This window comes from Streptomyces sp. DG2A-72, from assembly GCF_030499575.1.
In the GTDB taxonomy this organism is placed as follows: Bacteria; Actinomycetota; Actinomycetes; order Streptomycetales; family Streptomycetaceae; genus Streptomyces.
The window spans coordinates 47,183-67,295 of the sequence record NZ_JASTLC010000002.1 but is presented as its reverse complement, the minus strand read 5'-3'; the positions used below and the strand labels follow the sequence as shown (position 1 = coordinate 67,295).

General features: G+C 71.5%; 14 protein-coding genes. 10 read left to right on the top strand and 4 right to left on the bottom strand.

Annotated features, from left to right (window positions below):
* Positions 1 to 496 precede the first annotated feature (496 nt).
* The 4 genes from QQY66_RS49250 to QQY66_RS49235 all read left to right on the top strand — a co-directional run bounded on the left by QQY66_RS49250 (position 497) and on the right by QQY66_RS49235 (position 9,688).
* Positions 497 to 6,814, top strand: coding sequence for a hypothetical protein (locus tag QQY66_RS49250; protein ID WP_301987871.1), 6,318 nt, complete (start codon positions 497 to 499; stop codon positions 6,812 to 6,814).
* A gap of 197 nt (positions 6,815 to 7,011) precedes the next feature.
* Entirely contained in the window at positions 7,012 to 8,106 is a 1,095-nt protein-coding gene (locus QQY66_RS49245; RefSeq protein WP_301987870.1) for a TniQ family protein, read from the top strand.
* Between the two features lie 203 nt (positions 8,107 to 8,309).
* Positions 8,310 to 9,227, top strand: coding sequence for a hypothetical protein (locus QQY66_RS49240; protein WP_301987869.1), 918 nt, complete (start codon positions 8,310 to 8,312; stop codon positions 9,225 to 9,227).
* Entirely contained in the window at positions 9,221 to 9,688 is a 468-nt protein-coding gene (locus QQY66_RS49235) for a hypothetical protein (protein WP_301987868.1), read from the top strand. The genes QQY66_RS49240 and QQY66_RS49235 overlap by 7 nt, the downstream gene beginning before the upstream one ends.
* 102 nt (positions 9,689 to 9,790) lie before the next feature.
* Here the strand turns inward: QQY66_RS49235 and QQY66_RS49230 are convergent, their stop codons facing one another.
* Positions 9,791 to 9,925, bottom strand: a complete 135-nt coding sequence (locus QQY66_RS49230) for a hypothetical protein (RefSeq protein ID WP_301987867.1) — start codon at positions 9,923 to 9,925, stop codon at positions 9,791 to 9,793.
* Positions 9,922 to 11,487, bottom strand: a complete 1,566-nt coding sequence (locus tag QQY66_RS49225) for a hypothetical protein (protein ID WP_301987866.1) — start codon at positions 11,485 to 11,487, stop codon at positions 9,922 to 9,924. Before QQY66_RS49225 ends, QQY66_RS49230 begins: the two co-directional genes overlap by 4 nt.
* 502 nt (positions 11,488 to 11,989) lie before the next feature.
* Here QQY66_RS49225 and QQY66_RS49220 point away from each other — a divergent pair.
* The 3 genes from QQY66_RS49220 to QQY66_RS49210 all read left to right on the top strand — a co-directional run bounded on the left by QQY66_RS49220 (position 11,990) and on the right by QQY66_RS49210 (position 13,304).
* Positions 11,990 to 12,271 carry a hypothetical protein gene (locus QQY66_RS49220; protein ID WP_301987865.1) on the top strand — a complete coding sequence of 94 codons (282 nt, stop codon included), beginning with the start codon at positions 11,990 to 11,992 and terminating at the stop codon, positions 12,269 to 12,271.
* A 128-nt stretch (positions 12,272 to 12,399) separates the two neighbouring features.
* On the top strand, positions 12,400 to 12,936 hold the full coding sequence (locus tag QQY66_RS49215) for a hypothetical protein (RefSeq protein WP_301987864.1): 537 nt from the start codon (positions 12,400 to 12,402) through the stop codon (positions 12,934 to 12,936).
* A gap of 38 nt (positions 12,937 to 12,974) precedes the next feature.
* Complete coding sequence (locus QQY66_RS49210) at positions 12,975 to 13,304, top strand: hypothetical protein (RefSeq protein ID WP_301987863.1); 330 nt, start codon at positions 12,975 to 12,977, stop codon at positions 13,302 to 13,304.
* Positions 13,305 to 13,379: 75 nt separating this feature from the next.
* Here QQY66_RS49210 and QQY66_RS49205 read toward each other — a convergent pair whose 3' ends face one another.
* Positions 13,380 to 14,849, bottom strand: coding sequence for a hypothetical protein (locus QQY66_RS49205; protein ID WP_301987862.1), 1,470 nt, complete (start codon positions 14,847 to 14,849; stop codon positions 13,380 to 13,382).
* A gap of 259 nt (positions 14,850 to 15,108) precedes the next feature.
* Here QQY66_RS49205 and QQY66_RS49200 point away from each other — a divergent pair, with 259 nt between their 5' ends.
* Complete coding sequence (locus QQY66_RS49200; protein ID WP_301987861.1) at positions 15,109 to 16,062, top strand: ParA family protein; 954 nt, start codon at positions 15,109 to 15,111, stop codon at positions 16,060 to 16,062.
* Positions 16,059 to 17,198, top strand: coding sequence for a hypothetical protein (locus QQY66_RS49195; RefSeq protein ID WP_301987860.1), 1,140 nt, complete (start codon positions 16,059 to 16,061; stop codon positions 17,196 to 17,198). The genes QQY66_RS49200 and QQY66_RS49195 overlap by 4 nt, the downstream gene beginning before the upstream one ends.
* Before the next feature lie 186 nt (positions 17,199 to 17,384).
* On the opposite strand, the gene QQY66_RS49190 is transcribed toward QQY66_RS49195, so the two are convergent.
* Positions 17,385 to 19,427 (bottom strand): DUF6884 domain-containing protein, encoded by a 2,043-nt coding sequence (locus QQY66_RS49190; protein ID WP_301987859.1) that lies wholly within the window; start codon positions 19,425 to 19,427, stop codon positions 17,385 to 17,387.
* A 227-nt stretch (positions 19,428 to 19,654) separates the two neighbouring features.
* On the opposite strand from QQY66_RS49190, the gene QQY66_RS49185 reads away from it, so the two are divergent.
* Complete coding sequence (locus tag QQY66_RS49185) at positions 19,655 to 20,062, top strand: hypothetical protein (protein WP_301987858.1); 408 nt, start codon at positions 19,655 to 19,657, stop codon at positions 20,060 to 20,062.
* Positions 20,063 to 20,113 lie beyond the last annotated feature (51 nt).

Genomic DNA, 20,113 nt, shown 5'->3' with positions numbered 1-20,113 from the left:
ACGTATTGCTAAGGTTAACTTACTACCCAGTGAACCTCCTCGCAGCACCTCGCCGAGGGCAGAGAGAGTGATCCGAACCCGCCATTTGGTGCGCTCTTTTTCCACAGTCCCGAAATCGAACGAACTCCCGGGGGTGCACCGTTTGGCGGGTTCGGTGTTGACCAGTGCAAACCCGGTTGCTGATGCCCCATCAGTTCCCTTGCGGCTGTTCGAGTAACACCCGACACCAAAGTTTCACCCCTTACCGGTTCGGGTGCACCGATGGCGGTTTCGGGGCCGGAATCGGTCGTTTCCCCTGGTCAACTCCCAACCCGCCATCAAGTGCGCACCTTTTCCACAGGGTTGGGCCCCGGGGCCGGTCGGTGCGTGCCGGTCAGGCCGGAGAGTTGCAGCCCAACTTGCAGTTCAACTTGTAGTTCTGCTGCAACTCCCGTAGGGTGGGAACCGCACCAACCGCCGAGGACGAGCCGCGGCGGACCGAACGGAAGAGGCCCGAATGACTGCAACCACCGTCCCGATGCCCGTTGCCGAAGCGCTCGCCGAGGGTGCTCCGCGGAACCTCGGTGCGCTGGCCGGCGCGGCTACCGGTCGCGGGTGGGGTGCCATGGTCGAGCGGGACGGAGACGCGTGGACGCTGGTCATCGCTACGCCGACCGACCCCCGTTCGGAGCGGTACACGTGGCGCGCGGGCAAGTGGTCGGCGTCGAACCCCCGCGGCTACCGCGCGGCACTCACCTACTACCGGGCCGAGACGGACGGCGCTCCCCGCGCGACGGTTCCGGACGCGTGGCCGATCGTGGCGGACGTGCCGGAGTGCACCGAGTGCACCGACGGAAGCTGTGTCGACTGCAAGGCGGAAGCGGCGGACGTCAAGGGTGCGGAGGAACTCCGCGTCAAGGCGTGCAAGGCGCATGACCGTGTGTCCAAGGGTCTGAAGAGCGTCAAGGCTGCATACGAGCGTGGCAACGCTGCGCAGGGGCGTGCGGAGGCCGCGGCGGAGCGCGCGCGTGCGGCGGCGGCGGCGGAAGATGAGCGGTTGTCCGCGCGCGTGGCGTACGCGGATGCGGTCACGTGCTCTCTGCCGTACGGGTCGGCGGAGCGTACGCGCGCGGGTCTGGAATGGCTGTCGGCCCGTTGGGACTTGGGGGAGGGTCCGGCATCCGCCGCACTCGGGGAGTGCGAGGAATACGCCGCGCGCGTGGAAGCGTCCGCAACCGAGGGTTGGGCCGACGACGACCGTAAGGGCTGGGACGACGCTCACGACGCGGCGGAGCACGCGCACAAGGAAACCATGATCGAGTTTGGGACCTTCGAGCGTGAGGACCGGAACCGGGGCGTGATCGTTCTTCCGTCCCTGTTCGACGCTGAGAGCGCGTGGGAGATCATCGATGCGCACTCGCGCGACATGGCGCGGCTCGTGCGTGAGGCGGAAGCGGCGGCGGACGCTGCGGAGTCTGACGCGGCACAGTGCGAGGCATGGGCGGACGCTGCGGAGTGCGCCGAGGGGGACGACGCGGCGGACGCGGCAACGCTGTTCACGCTTCCGGCGCCGGACGGCCGTCAGGTGGACATGTCGCGCGCTCACTACGGGGTGTCGGACACGGTGGCGGAGGAGTGGGCGGCGGACGCTGCGGCTCTGCCGGTCGTGACGGTCGGTGCCGTTGCTGTGGCGGAGACTCCGGCCACGGTGGAGGGTCCGGCCGAGGGTGAGCCGACCGGCGACGCTCCGGCCGAGTCGACCCCCGTTGCGGACGCTCCGGCGCCCGTTCCGGCCGAGACTGCGGCGGAGACAGTCGAGCGTGCCCGTAGGGCGGCGGAGGAGTGGCCGGAAGCGCTGCAAGCGCGGTCGCTGGGTGACCGTTACGAGGGTGAGTTCCGGCGCTCCGACCTGCTGTCGGAACTGTCCGTGTGCGGTGAGCGGTTCCCGTTCCGCTTCCATTTCCAGTCGGGCGGCGGACACACCGTGACCCTTCCGACGGGGGACGTGCGCGGTACGTGGGGTGAGGTCACCGGGGCCGCTATCGCGTACGTGATCGCGGAGCGTCCCGCGTCGGTGCTGCGGGCAACGGCCGAGACGGCGCGCGTGTACGGCATCTACGCGGAGCGCGCGGCGGAGAAGGCGGAGGAACACGCGCAGACGGCCGTATCGGTCGGCATGGCGCGCGCTGCGCTGGACACGGTCCGTGCGTTCGCTCAGCGCATCGATTGGGACGGTCTGACGGATGAGCAGTACGACAGTGCCCGGGGTGCGATCCGTGAGGCCGAACAGTGGGCAGAGCGCGCAGAGTCCGCGTACGCGCGGGGGGACGTCGACACGGCCCGTTGGGCGGCGCGTGACACTCTCGCCGTCGCACGGTGGTTCGGACTTGACGCGCCGTCGGCTCAGGAGTGCGCGGAGCGCGCGCCGGAACCGCGCGCGGTTGCTGGGCGGGTGCGGCCGGAAGCGTCGGCGTTCCTGCTGCGCATCACCCGCCCGGGGTGGGAGGGACCGGCCGAGACGGTCGAGGTTCCGGCCGGTGACGCTCCGGCCGGTAGCGGCGTGACGCCGGATGTTCCGGCGGAGGAGACCGAGGGGGGCGCCGTGGCGGGGGCCGCTGCGGGGTCGGCGACTTCCGGAGAACTTGACGCGGACACTTCAAACGGAGACTCAACCCCCCGTGGGGAAGGGGGGTTTTCCCGGGAACTTGACGCGGACGCGTCAAAAGAGGCGCCGGAGGTCCGGCACGCTCGGCGCAAGGCCGAGGACGCGGAGCGGCGCGCGGTCGACGCGCGGGAGCGCGCCGAGGGACTCCAGACCGCCGCCTCGGCCCACTACGGCCGGTTCGCGGGCGGTCAGAAGATCCTCATGGGCCACGGCTCCGCCCCCAGCGCGCTGCGGGACCGGGCGCGCGGCGACGCGGCGACGCGCAAGGCCATTGCGGCGACAGAGGGGGCGGAGCGGGCGGAGGCTGTCGCGCGGAAGGCGCGACAGGCGGCCGAGCTCGCCGAGACGGTCGCGGGCCGGTCCCGCCCGTGGGAGCGCGCCGACTTCCAGCCGGGGGACGTCGTCGAGGTACGCAAGGTGCACACGATGAGCTATGCCGTGGTGCGCGCGAACGCGAAGACGCTCACGCTTCGGAACGCGTACACCATCGATGACGCGAAGGCGCGATACGACCAGGTCATTTCGCGGACCCGCGCCGGCTGCACCGTGACCGACCCGGGAGCGGACCCGGCGGAATCCCAGGGACTTGACGCGGACGCATCAAAGGGGGCCCCGGAGGTGGCGCCCGAGGCGGCGCCGGTAGCTGCGGGCCCGCGGGTTGTGAGCCGCGCCGACATGGTCCATGCGGCGGAAGCGGCGGCGGACGCCGCGGAGGCGGCGGCCGGTGTGCTTGCCGAACTGGCGGCCGAGGCGGCTCGCGTGGCCGACTGCGCCCCCGCGGGAGACGTCCGGGCGGTGGCGGCAGCGGACGCCGTGCACTCCCGTTGGTACCGGATGGACCGGCGAGCGTGGCACGCGCGCTACGACGCCGACCGGCTGAAGAAGGAAGTTGAGCAGACCCGCGCGGATGTGGAGCGGGCGCGCGCGTCGGCGGGTCGGCTGCTGTCGGGTGAGGTTCCGGCCGGTCGTGGGGCGTGGCTGTCGGCGGACGGCGGGGCCGTGGTGACGTTCCCCCTGGCGTGGGAGTCGGCCGACAACCCGGCGGCCGACAAGGACGGCGCCTTTGTGGGGATGCTCGCGGACGCCGTGGCGGCGCGGGACGCGGGCCGCAAGCTCAAGACGACGGACGTCCCCAGCAAGGTGAAGACCGGGCGCGGGCCCGGCGCGGACTTCCGCGCGGCCGTGGCGACATCGGGCCGGTCCCTGGTGGAACCGTGGACGGCGCCCCGGATTCCGGCCGAGGGCAAGCCGCTTGACGCCGAGACCCTGAGCGCGTGGGACATGGCCGGTGACGTGATCTCCGAGACCGAGGCGGCCCCGGGGGTGTGGCTGCCGATGGCCGCGGTGCAGCTCGCGGAGACGGCGCTCGGCAACGGGTGGACGGTCGCCATGCAGCGCGAGGACGACGGCCGGACCGTGATCGTGCGGGCGGCGGGTACGGCGGAGCGGCGGGGCGAACCGGTGGCCTACGAACTGCGCGCGGTGTGGGGCGACGGCGCATGGTGTGAGGGCCGGTCCGGGGTGTGGGTGAACGGCGAGCGGTACCGGGGCGGGGCGCCGCTGTGGCGGCCGAAGGAGCGGGGTCGGCAGGCCCCGAGCATCCTGGGCACCCTCGGGCACGCGGCCGAGGCGGGGGAGCTCGCCGCGGTCGCGCCGGCGGCGACGGTGAGCGCTCCGGCTCCGGCCGGTGTGTCCGACCCCGGGACCGAGGAGGCGTGGGAGGGCGACGGCGGCACGGTGCCGGGAGTCGCCGCTCCTCGGCCGGTGGCGGAACTCCGGGAACTTGGCGCGGACGCTTCAAAAGAGGACTCGGCCCCCGGTGGGGAAGGGGGGTTTTCCCGGGAACTTGACGCGAACGCGTCAATTGAGCTGGACGGCGCAGCTCTGCGAGATGCGTTCATTGCCGCGCACGGAAACGAAGACGCCATGCGTGCGGCCTCCTGGTGGTGCGACACCGATTGCGCGACGTGCGCCGACGGCCGCGAGTGCGCCGACTGCCCCACCTGCACGGAGTTCGCGCACCCCTACCCGGCGCGGTGGGCGCGGCGCCCGGCCCACGACGGCCCGGAACGCATGGTCCACGTGTGCCACGGTCCCGGCGGCATGTCGGAGGGGCAGCGCCTCGCCCTGGGGGGCGACGACTCGGCCGACGTGGACGCGGTGGGGATCGAGATCAACGAGGGCGCCGCCGCGACCGCACGCGCCGCCGGGTACACGATCATTTGTGCCGACGTCCGCACGCTGGACCCTCGGCACCCCGTGCTGACGTCGGTCAAGCGGCTGCACCTGTCTACGCCGTGCCCGACGATTTCGACCGGCGGGAAGCGCTCCGGTGTGCAACCGGCCGAGGTCGAGAAGTTCATGGACCTGCTGTTTCATGCCTCGGAGTACCTCGGTCACCTTGAGGTGGAAGACGTCTGCCAGGACTACGGCGGCCCCCACGAGTACGCCTACCAGTCCGACGCCGAGAACGACGGCGAGGCCGCATGGGACCCGTCCGGCTATGACGGTGAGTGGGAAGCCTGGTGCGAAGAGCACGACGACACGGCCGACTGCGACGGGTGCCACCACCACATTCAGACGCAGCACTGCATGGAAGGGACGGCCGCGCCCGGGTGCACCCCGGACGAGTTCCGGCGGCTGGCCATGGACGCGTGCGCGGACGAGCGCACGGCGCTGATGGCTGAAGTCCTGCTGTGGCCCATGGTCATGATGAAGTCGGGCGGCATCCTCGCGTCCGTCACCATGGAGCAGTCAGACAACCTGCTGAAGGCCGCCGCCCCGCTGTGCGCGGCGATTCAGACCGAGTTGCGCGAGTCCCTGCAATTCGACTGGGTGTCCTTCCAGGTCGAGGACGCGGCCACCTACGGCGCCGCCTCCCACCGTGTCCGCACGTGGATGATCGCCGTACGAGACGGCGAGCCCGACGGGGCGCGGTCCATGGTCCGTGCCGATGACGTCGCCGCCGCCGAGCGGGCCATGTGGGGCGACGGCACACGGCGCCCCCTCCCCACCACCCGCCCGGACCTGACCACGCGTGTTGACCTGCTGGGCGGCCGTGCGCCGCTCCCCTCCCTCACCGTGGCTCAGGCGCTCGGGTGGGAATCCGGGCTGTGGGTCGACACCCGGGGCGCGCGGCCGGTCGACCCCGTCACCGGCCGGGCTAAGGGCGGCGGTTCGTTCAGCGCGGACAAGGTGGCGCAGTGCGTCACCGCCACGTGGTACGGCGCCACCCGGCGCCGTGCGGACGAACCCCAGGGGTGCGCGTCCGGCGGCCGGGCGTTCACGCAAGCCGAGCTCGGCGCGCTCGTCGGCTTCCGCTGGGATTACCCCTGGCAGCACGTAGGGCGCGGGGAGGGCATTCGCAACAAGGCGCAGCAGGCGGCGGACGCGGTGTCGCCGTTCATGGGCATGGCCGTGACCGGCGCCGTCCTCTCCCGGGCCCGGCGTATCTGGTACCGGCGGGCGCTGGCCTATCAGCGGGCCCTGTACGCGTACGCCGTGAACCTGTGGACCACCGAGCAGCGGGCCGCCGTCGAGGACCAGCTCGAAGCGGCGGACGCTCAGCGAGTCGCAGACGTGAACATGCCCACGGTGCAGACTCCCCCGATGCTGCCCGCGGCGCCGGTCCGGCTGATGTTGGAGCGCGGTCCCGTCCGGCTGCAAGTTCCGGCACCGAGGACGGCCGCCGTTCCCGCCTCACGTGAGCCGGGCGAGTGCGGCGCTCCCGACGGCCGCGCCGGTCGTACGATGGCGGCCCGTCCCCGGCCGCACCGCCCGCTCGCACCGGTCGGTGCGACGCCTGCCACGGCCCCCGCGGCGGGCCCGGAGACGGCCCCCGCGGCGCGGGGAGCGGGGCGGCGCGAGCCGCGCCCGGCCGCCTCGGCGGCCCCTGCCGGCGGCTCCCTGTCGCGCCGGGCGGAGACCCGGGGGGTTGGGGGTGTTCGCGCAGGTCACAGCACACGACAGGGGGCCACGCGACAGGCCACGCGACAGGCCACGCGACAGCCTCCCGGCGGGTGGGCGGGGCATCTGCCGAAGGGCGGGGAGCGGGGGCCGCCCTCCCCCGCCCGCCCCGGCCCCGGGCGGTGCCGACTTCCGCCAAATTTGACAGGAGCACATCATCTTGGCCGGGTGGCATCGAAGGTGCCGCCCTTCCCGGGAACTTGACGCGTCCACCTCAATAGGGCTCGAATCCGGCACCCCACCCCGGATGTGACCCGCGACCAGGACCCGACAGGCGAGCGCCACGGGGCCCGCCCGAAGATCACACAGTGTGATCACGACCCCCTCGCGCGTTCGACGCCTGCAAACGGCATCACCCGAACGGTGCACCCGCTGTCGGCGCCGTGTGGGAGCGTGCCGCCATGACCACCGCCCCGACGCCCGTCCCGCTCACCGCGGCCGAGCTCCCGCTCCGCGTCCCCCTGATCCACGGCGAAACGAACCTGTCGTACCTCCTGCGCACCGCGACGGCCAACGGCCTTGGCGTCGGCCCGCTCCTCGACACCCTCGCCGGTCGCGCCCTCGAACTCCCCGACGACGGCCCCTCTCCGCAGCGCGACGAGGTCCGCCTCTCCCCCGCAGCCCTCGACCGGCTCGCCGCCCTGGTGGAGCGCGAGCCCGAGCAGCTCGCCCGCGCACTCCCCGGCGCCCACCCCGACCGGCTCGCCGAGGCCGTCCAACTCGACGTGTGGCCCGATGGGTTCGGCTCCTCACCGCTGCCGGCCTGCCCGCTGTGCATGGAGCCCGGCGCGTGGCTGGCCGCCGAGGGGCACCGATGGCGGCCGTGCGGGTGCGGGCGCCGATGGATGGCCGGAGACGACGCCGGTTACCTCGTCGATACCGGGCCCGTCCCCGACCTCGCCCGTGCCCTGCGCGGACACCGTGAGCTCGTTCACCGCCTCGGCCCCGTCGGTGACGCCCTCCTCGCCGACGCCCATCAAGTGGCCCTGTGGTGGTGGGTCCACGGCCAGGTGGCCGCCGAACAGTGGCAGGCGGACGAGGACGCCCTCGGCCTCTCCCGCCACCGCCGCCGAGCCGCGCCGGTCGTCGTCTATCCCCTGGCCGTCGCCCTCGCCGAGCGCATGTGGACGTGGGAGGAGCGCCGCCGCAAACCGCGCGCCTCGGCCGAGGAGTGGGTCGAGTCCGTCGCCGAGCTCGCCGCCGCCGGCACCTTCACCCGGCGCGAGCGCGAGCCGCTGAACTACTGGCTCGAACAGCACCAGGCCGAGGCCGCAGCCAAGCCGCGCGGCCGTACGGCCACCGAGCGAAGGTGGAACCGGCTCCCCGCCCTCCACGAACGCCCCGACGACCACGGCCTTCACCGGGCCCCGTCCTGCCTCATGTGGGTCTACGGACTGCCCCTGACGTCGACCACGGCCGTGTGCGAGCGCTGCAACGGGCGCGCGCCGAGCTGCCGATGGGTGCCGTACGCCAAGTGCACCGGCCTGCCGAAGTAGATCGTCGTCCGGCTGTCCGCGCCCTCCGCTACGCTCTTCGCGGAGGGCGCGACTACGCCCCTACCGCTGCCCGCACGCCCACGCCGTGCACGGGCGCCGACGGTACGAAGGTCCCACGGGATGCCGGTCGTTCCAGATCTGACGATCCGTCCTGTCCGGGCGGGCCGCGTGGGAGCCGACGCCCGGAGCCGGGAGGGCATCGCATGCCGAAGAGGAACGCCGAGCAAAAGGCGGCTTGGGCTCTCAAGGAGACCGAGGGCCTCGACTACCAAGAGGCGCTGCGGCGCGTACGGGCCGAGGCCGCCGCCGAATCCGCCACCACCGACGCGCCGGCATCCGCCCCGGCCGCCGTCGTGTACGTACTCCAGCCCACCGCCGCCGAGACCGAGCTCGGCATCCGCGCCGAAGAGCTCGGCATCCGCGCACTCCCCGAAACCGCCACCCCTGCGCAGCGCGCGCACGCCGAGGCGGTGTGGCGCCCGAACGAGGACCCCGCGGCGCCGTGCCGGTGCTCGGGCATCCGGTGCCATCACGGCGAGAGGTGCGAAGTCGAGTTCTCCGACGGGCAGTGCGACGGGCGCCTTATCCACGTCGACCGGCACCCGGGCAGCATGTTCGAACTCACCGCCTGGTACGACACATACGGGTGCGAGGGCTGCCGCGAGACCTTCGAGACCACGGTGACACTGACCGAGATCCCATGGGGCGAAGTCCGGACCCGCGCACAGCTCGACGGGACGGAGCGAACCCTCAGCACCGGGACCGATGACCGCGTGATCGTCCTGTTCGACGGCATCAGGCATCCCAACTTCCCCGACAGCACGCCCGAGGAGGACGACGGCGACGAGCTCGACCCCGACCCCGACACCCACCCCACCCCAGAGGAGGAATGGAACGCCGCCGTGGACCAGGCCGACGAGGAGCCGCTCGCCGAGGAGCACCAGGAGGACGGCCTCGACGACGAACCGCGGGACGACGTCGACCCGATCGAGCCCCCCGAGGACTACGACGACGGCCCCGACGAGAACGAGCTCGGCCCGCCCTCGCGGGTGCCGGCCGTCGACCTCGACCCGCAGTCCACGGCCGACGACTGGTCCCTGATGGAGCCGCGGTCATGGTGAACATTCAGGGACACGAGCAGCGTCAACGGAACGTGCCGCAGTTGATCGCCCAGCCGACCGCGTTCCCTGTCGGCGGGGCGATGATGGCGGCGGTCGTGCTCTCGCCCTACGGCGGCGCTGGACGCGCAGAGATCGAGCGGTTCCCCGCGTACGCCTCACTCACTCCGCTTGACCAGGAGGCACCGGCCGACGGGGGACCGTGGCACTTCTGGCAAGACCCCACCGGCCCGGTTCTCCTGGCCCTCAACAAGCCGGGCGCTGAGGGAGAGGTGCACGTCGTGATGGAACTCGCCGACCCCCCGCCTCTGTGGTGGAACCTTGCCCGTCAGCGCGCACAGATGGCCGTGGTCTGGCTGTCGGACGTCCGCCACCCGACCACTGATGAGATGAAAGCGGCGCTCAAATCCCGGTCCGGGTGGATGGCCTCTGCACGCTGGATTGAGCCCGTAGCCCTGCTGTAGAACCGCAGCCCCGACGGAACGCCGAGGGCCTCGCCGCGGTGTGCGGCGAGGCCCTCGACCGGCGCCCGGCTCCCCTAGCGAAGGGGGCCGGGCGTTGTGCTGTTACGCCGAGGCGGACGGCCGCCACGCGAACACGGACCGGACGGAAGACGGCTCGATCTCCCACCCGGCCGCGCGGAACTTGGCGGCGAGGAGGCGCAGCTCGGCGCGGTGCGGCTCTCGGTCGTCCGGCGTCACGTAGAGGCCCTCGACGAGCCAGTACACCGCAACGCGCCCGTAGCCGCGCGGCTCGACGAGGGCGCCGTGCGCGGTCCTGTCGTAGTCGTCGCTTCCGGTGAAGTCGTGTTCGTCGGTGATGGTGGCGAGCTGCGTCCCGGCGAGGACGTCGAGGGCGGCGAGGGTGTCCGGGTGTTCGGCGTCCGCGGGTGCGCTGCCCGGGATGGCCGGACGGCGGACCGGACGGCACTCGGCGGCGATCCACTCGGCCCCCCCTCGACGACGACGCGGGCAGGCTCGCCGGGCCGGTTGGTGGTGCCGACGACGACACGTTCGCGGCCGTCGCCGCATACGACGCGCTTGTCCGTGGACGCCGGGGCCTGCGGTGCCTTGACCTCCTCGGCGGACGTACGGCGGCCCACACGGATCAGGACCGGCACGGCGGCGGGGAGCGGGTCGCACGCATCCCACGGCGTCTCGACGGCGAGCGTGATCACGGGGCCCGTCCACGCTTCGGCCTGCTGGCACCCTCCGCAGCCGCACGCCCGGTTGTACGGGCGGGGGTCCGCGGTGTACGGGTCCGGGTGAGCGACGACGTCCGCCGGGGTGGCGCTCTCGACGGTCGCGCCCTCGCGCATGGCACCGAGGACGGTGTCGCCCGGCCGGACCTCGTCGGCGCGGACGATCGCCAACACCTCGCCGAACTCGGGCCGCGTGGCCGGAGCCGTGTCCGCGAACAGGGCCCGGGTCTCGGCGTCGACCAGGAACACGCGCCCCTCGATGGCGTCCTCGGCGTTCTCCCACAGATGACCGGCGCGGCGGGCGATCCCGGCGAGGGTGAGGAGGTGGGTCGTACGGGCGGCCCACATCATGAGGAAGTGGAACTCTCGCGGGGCGCCGTCCTGCTCGACGTGCGGCCACAGCGACGACGTCCACCGCGCGAGCTCGGACAACGAAGTCGTGTTGTTCGTGCGGGTGATGCTGTCCATGGCGTCACGGAACCGGCGGTTGGCCTCGTCCGTGTCGGCGACGATCTCGGCGAGCTCGGCGGCGGCCCGGGTGACGGGCGAGGCCGCGGCAAGGGACTTGGCGTAAGCGAGCTCCTCGGCCGCGCGCATGCACCGGGTGCACAGCTCGTCGCCCCGCGCGTACCGGGCCGCGGCCTCGTCGAGGTCGAGGTACGCCGTCAGCGCCCGGCCGCACAAGGTGTCGTCGTTGCCCCGCGAGTAGTGCACGCGACGGCCGCGGCCCACGGCCGCGTGCCGCAGTCCGGCCCGCTTGTAGAGGGGTGCACCGTCGGCGATCACGTCGGCCGTCGACTTGGCGGGGGCGTCCGCCTTGGCCGCGCACCGCTCGCACAAGTGCGTGGTGAAGGGCAGCGCGCGGGCCGCCTCGGCGGTCAAGAGTCCGCAGTCGCGGCGGCGGTGCCGCTCGGCGGGACGGATGCGCCCGTTGCACACGGCCCGCAGGCTGGCCCCGTCCTCCCCGGTGAACGCGTGAAACAAGCTGTCGTTGCTGTCGGTGTTGGCCCAACCCTGCATGTCGTTGCCGTTCCCTTCGTGGCTGCTGTGGGCCTCCACCATGACATAAGTTGCAGTTGAACTACAAGTTGAACTGTGAGGTGAGCTGAAACTCCCCCCCTTCGGGTATGTCCCCAGCTCATAAATCATGAGAGATCAGCGTAAGCCCAGGTAAATCGGGGGGTGCACCGTTTGGCGGGTTCGGTCCAGCGTCCGCGGGGGTGGCCCGGCTGTCGGCGCAGGTCGCAGGCGTGCAGACTCGACCACCGCCGCCGTGCACCGCAGGGGGGTGCACGGTTTGGCGGGTTCGGTGGCAGAGGGGTGCACCACTTGGCGGGTTCGGTCCGACCTGCGGACTTCCCGCGAGCCGTCCCGTCCCGGGTGCCGGCGGGACCGTGCACCCTTGGCGGGTTCGGTCGGGGTGCGCGGCATGCCTCCGCCCCGCTTCCCTCTTGCGGAGGACGACGGCCAAGGCCGCTGCGCAAACCCTGCCCGAGGCAACAGAATGGGTAACCGGGGGCCGTCCCCGCTTAAAGCCGCCAACTACCCCCGGGAGGGGAACGGAGTGAACGTCATCAGCCCGCTATTCGAGCTGACTCTCCTCGCCGGGGCTCTTTTTGTGCTGAACGGCTTGATGCTGCGCAAGGTGTTCAACCTCGTACTTGGGAATGTGCTCGCCCTGATGGGTTTTACCGGTGGACTCCTGCTGGGCCCTGACGGCGGCTGGTTCACAGCCTGGATGGACTGGGTGTTCATGGGCTGGACCATCGCCGCGGACGTTACGGTCTGGATCGTCGTTGCGAAGAGCCGCGCCGAGAGGGCGGCAACCCGCTCGCCGCTTCCGTAGCCTCCGGCCGACAGCGTCACCAGGACCGCGCACCCCTGGCGGGTTCGGCTTCCAACCGACTTCCACCGGGTGCACGGCAGGGAGGAGACTCGACCGGTGCACGCTCACCACCAGGAGGACGCCCACCAATGACCAGTCTCGACACCGCCACGACCGCCGACTTCGAGGGGTGGCTCGTCGACCAGCTCCGCCGGGATGTGCAGATGCGCGGCGAGCTCCCCGGCTTCCGGCATGCCGGTGGAGTGGCCGGGCTCCTCCTCACGTACGGCCGCCTGTTCACCCCGGCGCCGTGGCCGGACGGCGGAGACCCGCCGGGCGACCCCGGCCGCTGCTACACCGAATCCGTTTCGTGGGCGTGGGCATCCGAGGGCGAGCTCGTCTACGTCGAGGGCATGGCATGGGATCTCGCGTTCCCCATGGAACACGCCTGGTGCGGCACAGCAGACGGCACCGCGCGTGACCTGACGTGGCGCCGCCCCGGACGCGCGTACCTGGGTATCCCCGTGCACGCCGAGGAGGCCACCCGGATCATGGGCGCGCAGGGTAGCCCCCTTCTGTACTCCGCCGAGGGGCACGCCTCCCGCCTCGCCATCGAGTGGGCCCGCGACGGCATCCCGGCCGAACTCCTCGCCGACGTCGGCCGCCCCGTTCCCGCCGACGGCTGACCGCGCACCGTCCGGTGGCCCCTGCGTAGGCTCGACTCGTGAGCACCGCCGAGGAGATCCCCGAACCCGTCACCGCCCGCCCGTGGCGACGCGAGGACGGCCCCCGGCCGAAGGTGACCACCTGGCCCCCCGGCCGCCGCCCCGCGTTGGCCGTCTGGTCGGCCGGGGCGTGGCGGACCGCTCCCGTCATGGCCCGCCAGGACTGGGCGGACGGCCGGGTGTTCTATCAGGTCGAGGTCGACCTACGCGGGGACACTCTCGTCTCGTGCCGCATGTACCAGTGGCCACAGCCCGGCTTGCGCGTTGCGTACAACGCCCCCAGGAGCGGAAGCGAGTCGGACCAGCGAGTCACGCGCCGCCCGACGTGATCACCTCGACGAGCGACCGCATGCCGCGGCCCCGGAACTCCCAAGGGTTCCGGGGCCGGTTGTCGATGCGAGACGCTAGCCGCGCCAGACGCCGGGTGGAACGTCCTCGGCGGGAAGGTCGGCGTCGCAGTAGTAGAAGGTTCCGCGCTCGGGGTCCTGAATCTTCCAGATCACGGGCCTGTCGCACGGCTGGCTGTTCGCGCGGATCGGCGCCGCGCATAGCGGATTGACGAGACCGGATGACGGGTGTCCCTTGAGCTGCCGCTCGGCCGTCCGGACGCTCCCCGCTCCGGCGGGGCGCCACGTGAACCGTGCGCCCCCGTTGCCGAGCTGTTCGCCGTGGCGGCCCTCGACCCGGCCGGACAGAACCGGGAGAGGGGGCACGCCGTTGCGCGCCGCGTACTCCAAGACCAGGCCGACGACGTCCGCCACCGTGACCGGCACGCGGTGGCCGTGCGAGAGGTGATCGGCCACCTGTTTGAAGACGGCCGCCACCGGGGCCGGGACATGGGTCGTGATCGGTACGCCCGCGGGAGGCGACACCTCGGCCTCGCGCTGCTCGACGTCCGCCGCCTCCTCGCCCGCGGTTTCCTCCTCGGCCTCCGCGGGTGCCGGCGCCGCCTCGACGGCGGCGGCCCGCTGCTCGGGCACCACCACCCCGTTCGAGTTTTCCGCGGAAAATTCCGGGCCCGCCGACGAGGAGCCACCGGCCGAGGCGGGCGCCTCCGGGTGCTCCGTCGGCTCGGCAGGCCGCGGAACCGGCGTCGGGGAAGGCTCCGGGGCCGGGACGGGTGCGGGCGCTGCACGCTCCTCGCGGGCCCTGCGCCGGGCGGCCTTCCGCTCCTTGCTCGCCTCGCCGTCGGCGCGTAGGAGCTCGGCGAGGGCCTGGCGCTGCTCGCCGAGGTCCATGTCGCTGATGCCCTTCACGGCCCCAAGGCGCCGGGCAACGTTGATCGAGAGACCTTCCTCGCCCCGAGCCCTGGCCCGTACCTCCTCCTGTAGCTCGGGGTGGAGCTTCAACAGGTTCTTACGGTGCGAGATCCACGACGGGGACCAGCCCTCAGCCTCCGCGGCCTCCTTGGCGGTCTCGTACTCCGCCACGATCCCCACCACGGCGACGGCTTCCTCGATCGGGTCGAAATCCCGCCTCTTCGTGTTCTCGTCGTACGCCGCCCGCATCACGTCCGCCCGACTCGTCGCGATCGTGTCGTCAGTGACGACGAACAGGTCACCACGCCCGTACTTCTCGGCCGAGCGGCGGCGCCGGTTGCCGTTGATGATCACGACTTTGACCTCGGATTCGAAGCGCTGCCGGTCCGCTGGCCACAGACGCAAGTACGCCGCAACCGTGATGGCGAGGCAGCTTTGGAGCTGCCGCTCCTTGATGCCTTCGAGGTCGGACAGATCGTCGGGGAGGCCGTTGTCCCGAGGGTTGCGGGGGTTGAGGGCGCACTCGGCGAGAGGCATCCAACGGCCCTCGGGTGCCGCCTCCTCCTGGTCCATGCGCTCGGCCAAGTCGACAGTGGGCGCGCGGCCATCAGTCATCAGAAACCCCCGTAACCACGAAGGGGCGAACGGAACGCATCTTCCCGGGCCCTGTGGCCCGTCCGTCTTCCTTGCCTCGTGTCATCAGGCAAGTATCCGTCGATCACCCGTGAGGGTGATCACGAGGGCCGCCCATGGCGGTGTCCGGAAATCCGGACACCAAGCGCCGCAAGGGTTGTCGGCCCCTCCGCCCCGCTTTCGGGCGGCATATCGCCGGGTCCGTCGCCTCCGGACACAGAGCATCGCTACCGTCTACGCCATGACGACACTCACCCCCATTCCGCCACTTGCGGACGATCTAGAGTTCCTCTCGATCGTCAGCCAGTGGGACCCCGAGACGCCCTATCAGCAGTGGATTCCGTCCACCCTGGTTCCGGCGACTTTCCGGCCCGCCACCCCGTCCCGCGTCTTCGTAGTCACCAACAACAAGGGAGGCGTGGGCAAGACCACGACCGCCGTTGAACTCGCCGCGGCCTGGGCCTCGATGGGCCTGCGCGTGCGCCTGATCGACGGTGACCCCCAGAACGCCGCCATCTCGTTTTGGCTCGGCGTCGTCTACCCCGAAGGACTGCCGGTCGCGGAGCGGTACAACCTCCGTCACGTCTTCCTCGGAACCGACAAGGACCCCAACAACCCGAACGCACCCGTCGAAGACGTCTCCCTCGACCAGGCCACCTACCCCACCGCCTTCAAGAACCTGTACGTGGTCCCGTGTGACGACACCTTGACCCGGGTCGAATACGAGCGCTCAGGCGGCACAGACGACGCACTCCGGTACGCCATCGCCGAATCGCAGGAACCCTTCGACGTGACCGTGATCGACGCCTCGCGCACGATGAGCCTCGTCACCCTGGCATGCCTGATCGCCGCCGATGACGCGATCATCCCCATCAAGCCCGGAGTCCTCGACGCGCAAGGCTCCGTGAGCATTAACAAGGTCATCGCCAAGATTCAGCGCCGCCAGAACCCCAAGCTCCGCGTTGCTGCCATCCTCACCACCATGTGGGAGAAGTCCAACCTTGCCCGCGAGGTCGAGGAGTCGGCCGCCGAGGACTACCCCGACGCGATCGTGTCCCCCGTCCGTAAGACGGTGTCCATCGCCGAGGCGCCGGCAACCCACAGCCCGACCCGGATTCACGCCCCCCGCGCTACCGCCGTCGCCGACTACGGGCAGATTGCCCGCCTCCTGCTCCACCCGGTGAGCGCCGCATGAGCCCTTCCAAGCGCCGACGGCTCGGTATCACCACCAAGGAACGAGACGCGGCCCCCGACGAGGAAACCGCGACGAGCGAGACGCCCGCCGCGGACAGCGCCGAAGCCTCCGCCGACACGCCCGCAGAGACCACCGTTCCCTCCCCCGGCGTGCCCGCCGTGCGCGAGGACCAGGAGGACGACCTCCTCAGCAACCTTGGCGGCGGGCGCCCCGCCGTCGTCGACCCGCTCGAACCTCAACTCATCGACCGGACCAAGCTCCCCAGCGCACCCGAGGAGAGGCTCGCGGTATACGAGGCCGCCATCGAGACCGCGCAGGGCACCCTGGCCCACACCGTCACGAAGGCCAAGTTCCGCGCAGAGATCGAGATCGGGTTCGTCCTCGACGCCATCCGTGAAGAAGAGTTGCACCTCGCCAAGTACGGCAGCATCGAGAACTACGGCGAACAGCGGTGGGGATACAAGCGGTCGACGCTGTACGAGCTGATGGACACCGCCGCAATCCGGCTCGCCGCGGCTTCCGGCAGGGTGGTGTCCGGAAATCCGGACACCAAGCGCCGCAAGGCATTGGCGCCCCCGGCACCCCGCCCCGCCCTCGAATCAGCCCCCGCCGGCACCGAGGCCGACGGCACCGAGCAACAGGCGGGCGAGGCCCCGGAGACGCCCCCTGTCCCTGCTCTCGTCAAGGCCGAGCTGTCCAAGTCTGTGGCGCTCGAACTCGTCCCCACGTGGCGAGAAGAGGGCGAGGAGGCCGCCCTCGCCAAGCTCGCCGAGGCTCAGCAGAAGGCGCAGCAGAACGGGCGCAAACTGACGGCCGGGCTCGTGCGTGAAGTCGTCAAGGACTCGGGCTCAGCCCGCAAGAGCGAGGTCAAAGACAAGGGCAAGCAAGGCACAGACAACCTCGCACCCTCCGAGCGGGAGCGGCGTGAGGCCGTGAACAAGACCCTCACTGACGCTGCCGCCGCGGCCGAGAAACTCATCACCGCTCTGGACAAGCTCGACATGGACAGCACGCCGCCGCTTGACCATGCAGCCGCGGAACGGGACGCGAAAGCTATCCGCGCCGCGGGCCGGTGGCTGAACACGAAGGTCAAAGTTCCGGCCGAAGTGGTCGACGCCGAGCTCGTCCACGACTGACGCAACACGGCCGGGCCCCCGCATCCAGCGCGGGGGCCCGGCCGCGTCTGTTCCGACGCTATCGCCCGTAGGCGCTGCGGCGCAGTTCGACGAGCGACGGGTTGGTGAGTCCCTGCGCCGTGGCACACCGCGCGCATGTCGTATCCGGACGATGCCGGCGGCCGGGCACGGTCGTATCCGGGCCGATCACCTGACGGCCCCGCCCGTGATCACGGGGCGGGCAGCGACGGTGACGGAGATCAAGGGGCGGCGCATGCGCTCACGGCGCCCGATCACCGGGAGTCCGGCGCCCTGCCGCGCGGTAGTCCGACGGTACGGGTACGGCGTCGCCGGGTGCTGTCGCGTCCGCCGCAGCACCGGGGGAGTGGGGGAGTCTCCGCAGGTCACACCACGCGACAGGGAGCCACGCGACAACCCGCGCAACCGCTGTCCGCCACAGCCCCGACGCCCGGACCGGACGGCGCCGAGCTCGGCCGCCCGGACCGCCGCCGGCACCCCGAGGCCCGGCTCGATGAGACCCTCGGCCGCCGCCTGGTCCTCGATGGCGTCCTCGGCCGGGGCCACCTCGACCGGCTCCTCGACAGCCGCGAGTTCCTCGGCCGCCTGGTCCTCGACGAGCTCCTCGACCGTACGGCGGGCGGGGTCGTAGATGTCGGCGAGACGCGCGAGCTGTTCACCGATGCCGCGCGACCCGTCGAGGGGCGCGTCGAGCCCCGACCAGACCTCCCCGGCCAGAGACACATACGCCCGGCCGCCGAGTACCGTCACGGCCGCGCCCGCGATCCCCAGCTCGTGTGCCTGCCGACGCAGCGTCTCGCCGCCGACCGTTCCCGGGGCACCCGCCTTGAGGTTGTAGGTCGGCAAGTACCGCGACAATTCGACGAGCCCGTACTTAGCCGACAGGATCAGTACCCGCCCGGAGTCCCGGGTGAGGACGTCGGCCGCCTGCCGCATCGCCCGGTGATAGCTCCCCACGTACAGCTCACCAGCGGGCGCCCCGGCCACCGGCTGACCCTTGCGCGTCCCCTTGGTGTGCGTTTTCTTGCGGCCCCCACACGCCACGATCACGACGCGGGCGGAGCGCTGTTCCTCCGCGTGCTCCAGGTGCCGGGCCAAGCTCCACTTGCACCACTCCGGCCACCCCGGGAGCGGTTTGCCTGCGTTGAGGGCGGTGATGTTCCGCTTCACGTCCTCCGCGTGGTTGACGTGCATCACCGGGTTGATGCGCATCTCACCCAGCGGGGTGCGTACGTCCTCGTGCCACTTGGAGGGGCGCCACCGGACGCACTTTGGGCCGACGGAGACGATTACGCCGCTGTGGCAGTGTCGAGTGCGCGGGCCGGGCCGGAAGGCGGGCAGGTACTCGACATGTATCCCCGGCTTGACGACGCCCGGCCCGGCCGTGATCCCCGGTTTCCCGTCCCACAGCTCGGGTTCGGTGACGGCGGGTGTCTGGTCGACGTCCTCGACGGCCGCCGCCTCGGCGACGTCGACCGGCTCCTCGTCGGCCGGGAGCTCTTCGCCGTCGAGGGCGGCGAACAGGCGGGTGGTGCGGCGCAGTTCGGCGGCGGCGAGCTCGGCGGCCTCGCGGTCGTGCGCCTCGGCGTACGGGTTCGGGGTGCGGTCCGCGGCGGCGAGGATCTCCTCAGCCTCGGCCTCGTCGTGTAGCTCGGCGAGCTTCACCGGTCCCTCGGCCTTGACGAGGTCCCAGGCGACGCGGGCGGCCTGGTCCCACATGGGGGCGGCCGGGTCGACGTAGCGGGGCAGGGCCGAGATGCCGAAGAAGTCGGCCGCCGCCTCGAATGCGGAGGCGCGGAAGCGGGCGGCATACGCACGGTGCCCGCTGGCATCGACGTATTCGAGGGCCTGCTCCCCGGCCGCGCTGCGCGTCCAACGGCCGTAGATCCGGGCCGCCTTGGTCGCGAGGGCCTCGACGCGGGCGAGGTAGCGCGGGGCCGCGGACAGCAGTCGGGCGATGCGCTCGGGGTCACCAGACAGTTCGAGGCGCAGCTCGTCAGCCGTCGGGAGAGGAGCGTCCAGACCGGCCGGGTTGTAGTGCCGGACCCGCCGGGGGTGGTGAGCACTCACCTTGTAGATGACGGCGAGCCGCCAGACGGCAGAGGCGCGAGCCTTCCCCTTCCCGGCCGAGGCGGCGAATTCGAGGGCGGCCTCACCGCGGCCGTGGTGGTCGACGGCGATCCGGGTCCGGGTGACGTACTCCGTGGGCATCGGCGCTCTTCCTGTCTCGGTGGGGTGCTGCCCGCCCACCTTCCCACGGCTGTAAGTCAACTGCAAGTTCAACTGTGAGTTGTGCTGAAACTTGGAGTGGCTGTGACTGGTCATCCGAGTTAGGGAGCTGAGCACAACCGGGCTCCACACGGGGGAAGTTCCGCCGTTCAGCAGCAACACCGCCTCGGGCAAACCACCATGGAAGACAGCCGATCAGGGGAGATGCGATGGCTTACGATCACGACGGCTCAGCCGACCAGGGGTTCCCTCCGGATGACGAGCACGCCATGACCTTGTACGAGCACGCCATCGGCAAACTTCAGGAAGCACGGTCGGCGCTCGGTCTGCTCAACGAGCGAGGGCCGACCGAACATGACGAGCGAGTGCCTGGACTCCCTTCGGCTAACTCGGCAGACCCGCCGGGCGGGGCACGCGTGGAAGCGGCTTTCTACGCGACCAACGCCGCCGTACACCTGCTCTACGAGGCCGTTGGGCAGCGTAAATCGGGCCTCCTGCCTCCCGTTGAACGGGCACAGGCAGACCTTGGCATGGCCCTTGGGTATGTCTCTGTCCTGAAGTTGAGGGAGGTCCACCGCGAAGTGTGGAAGGACCGGCCTCCGTCTGCGGGGGGATGAAAGGCGAGGCCGCTCGGCTCGCCAACTCGGGTACTCAGCCACAGTCGCTCG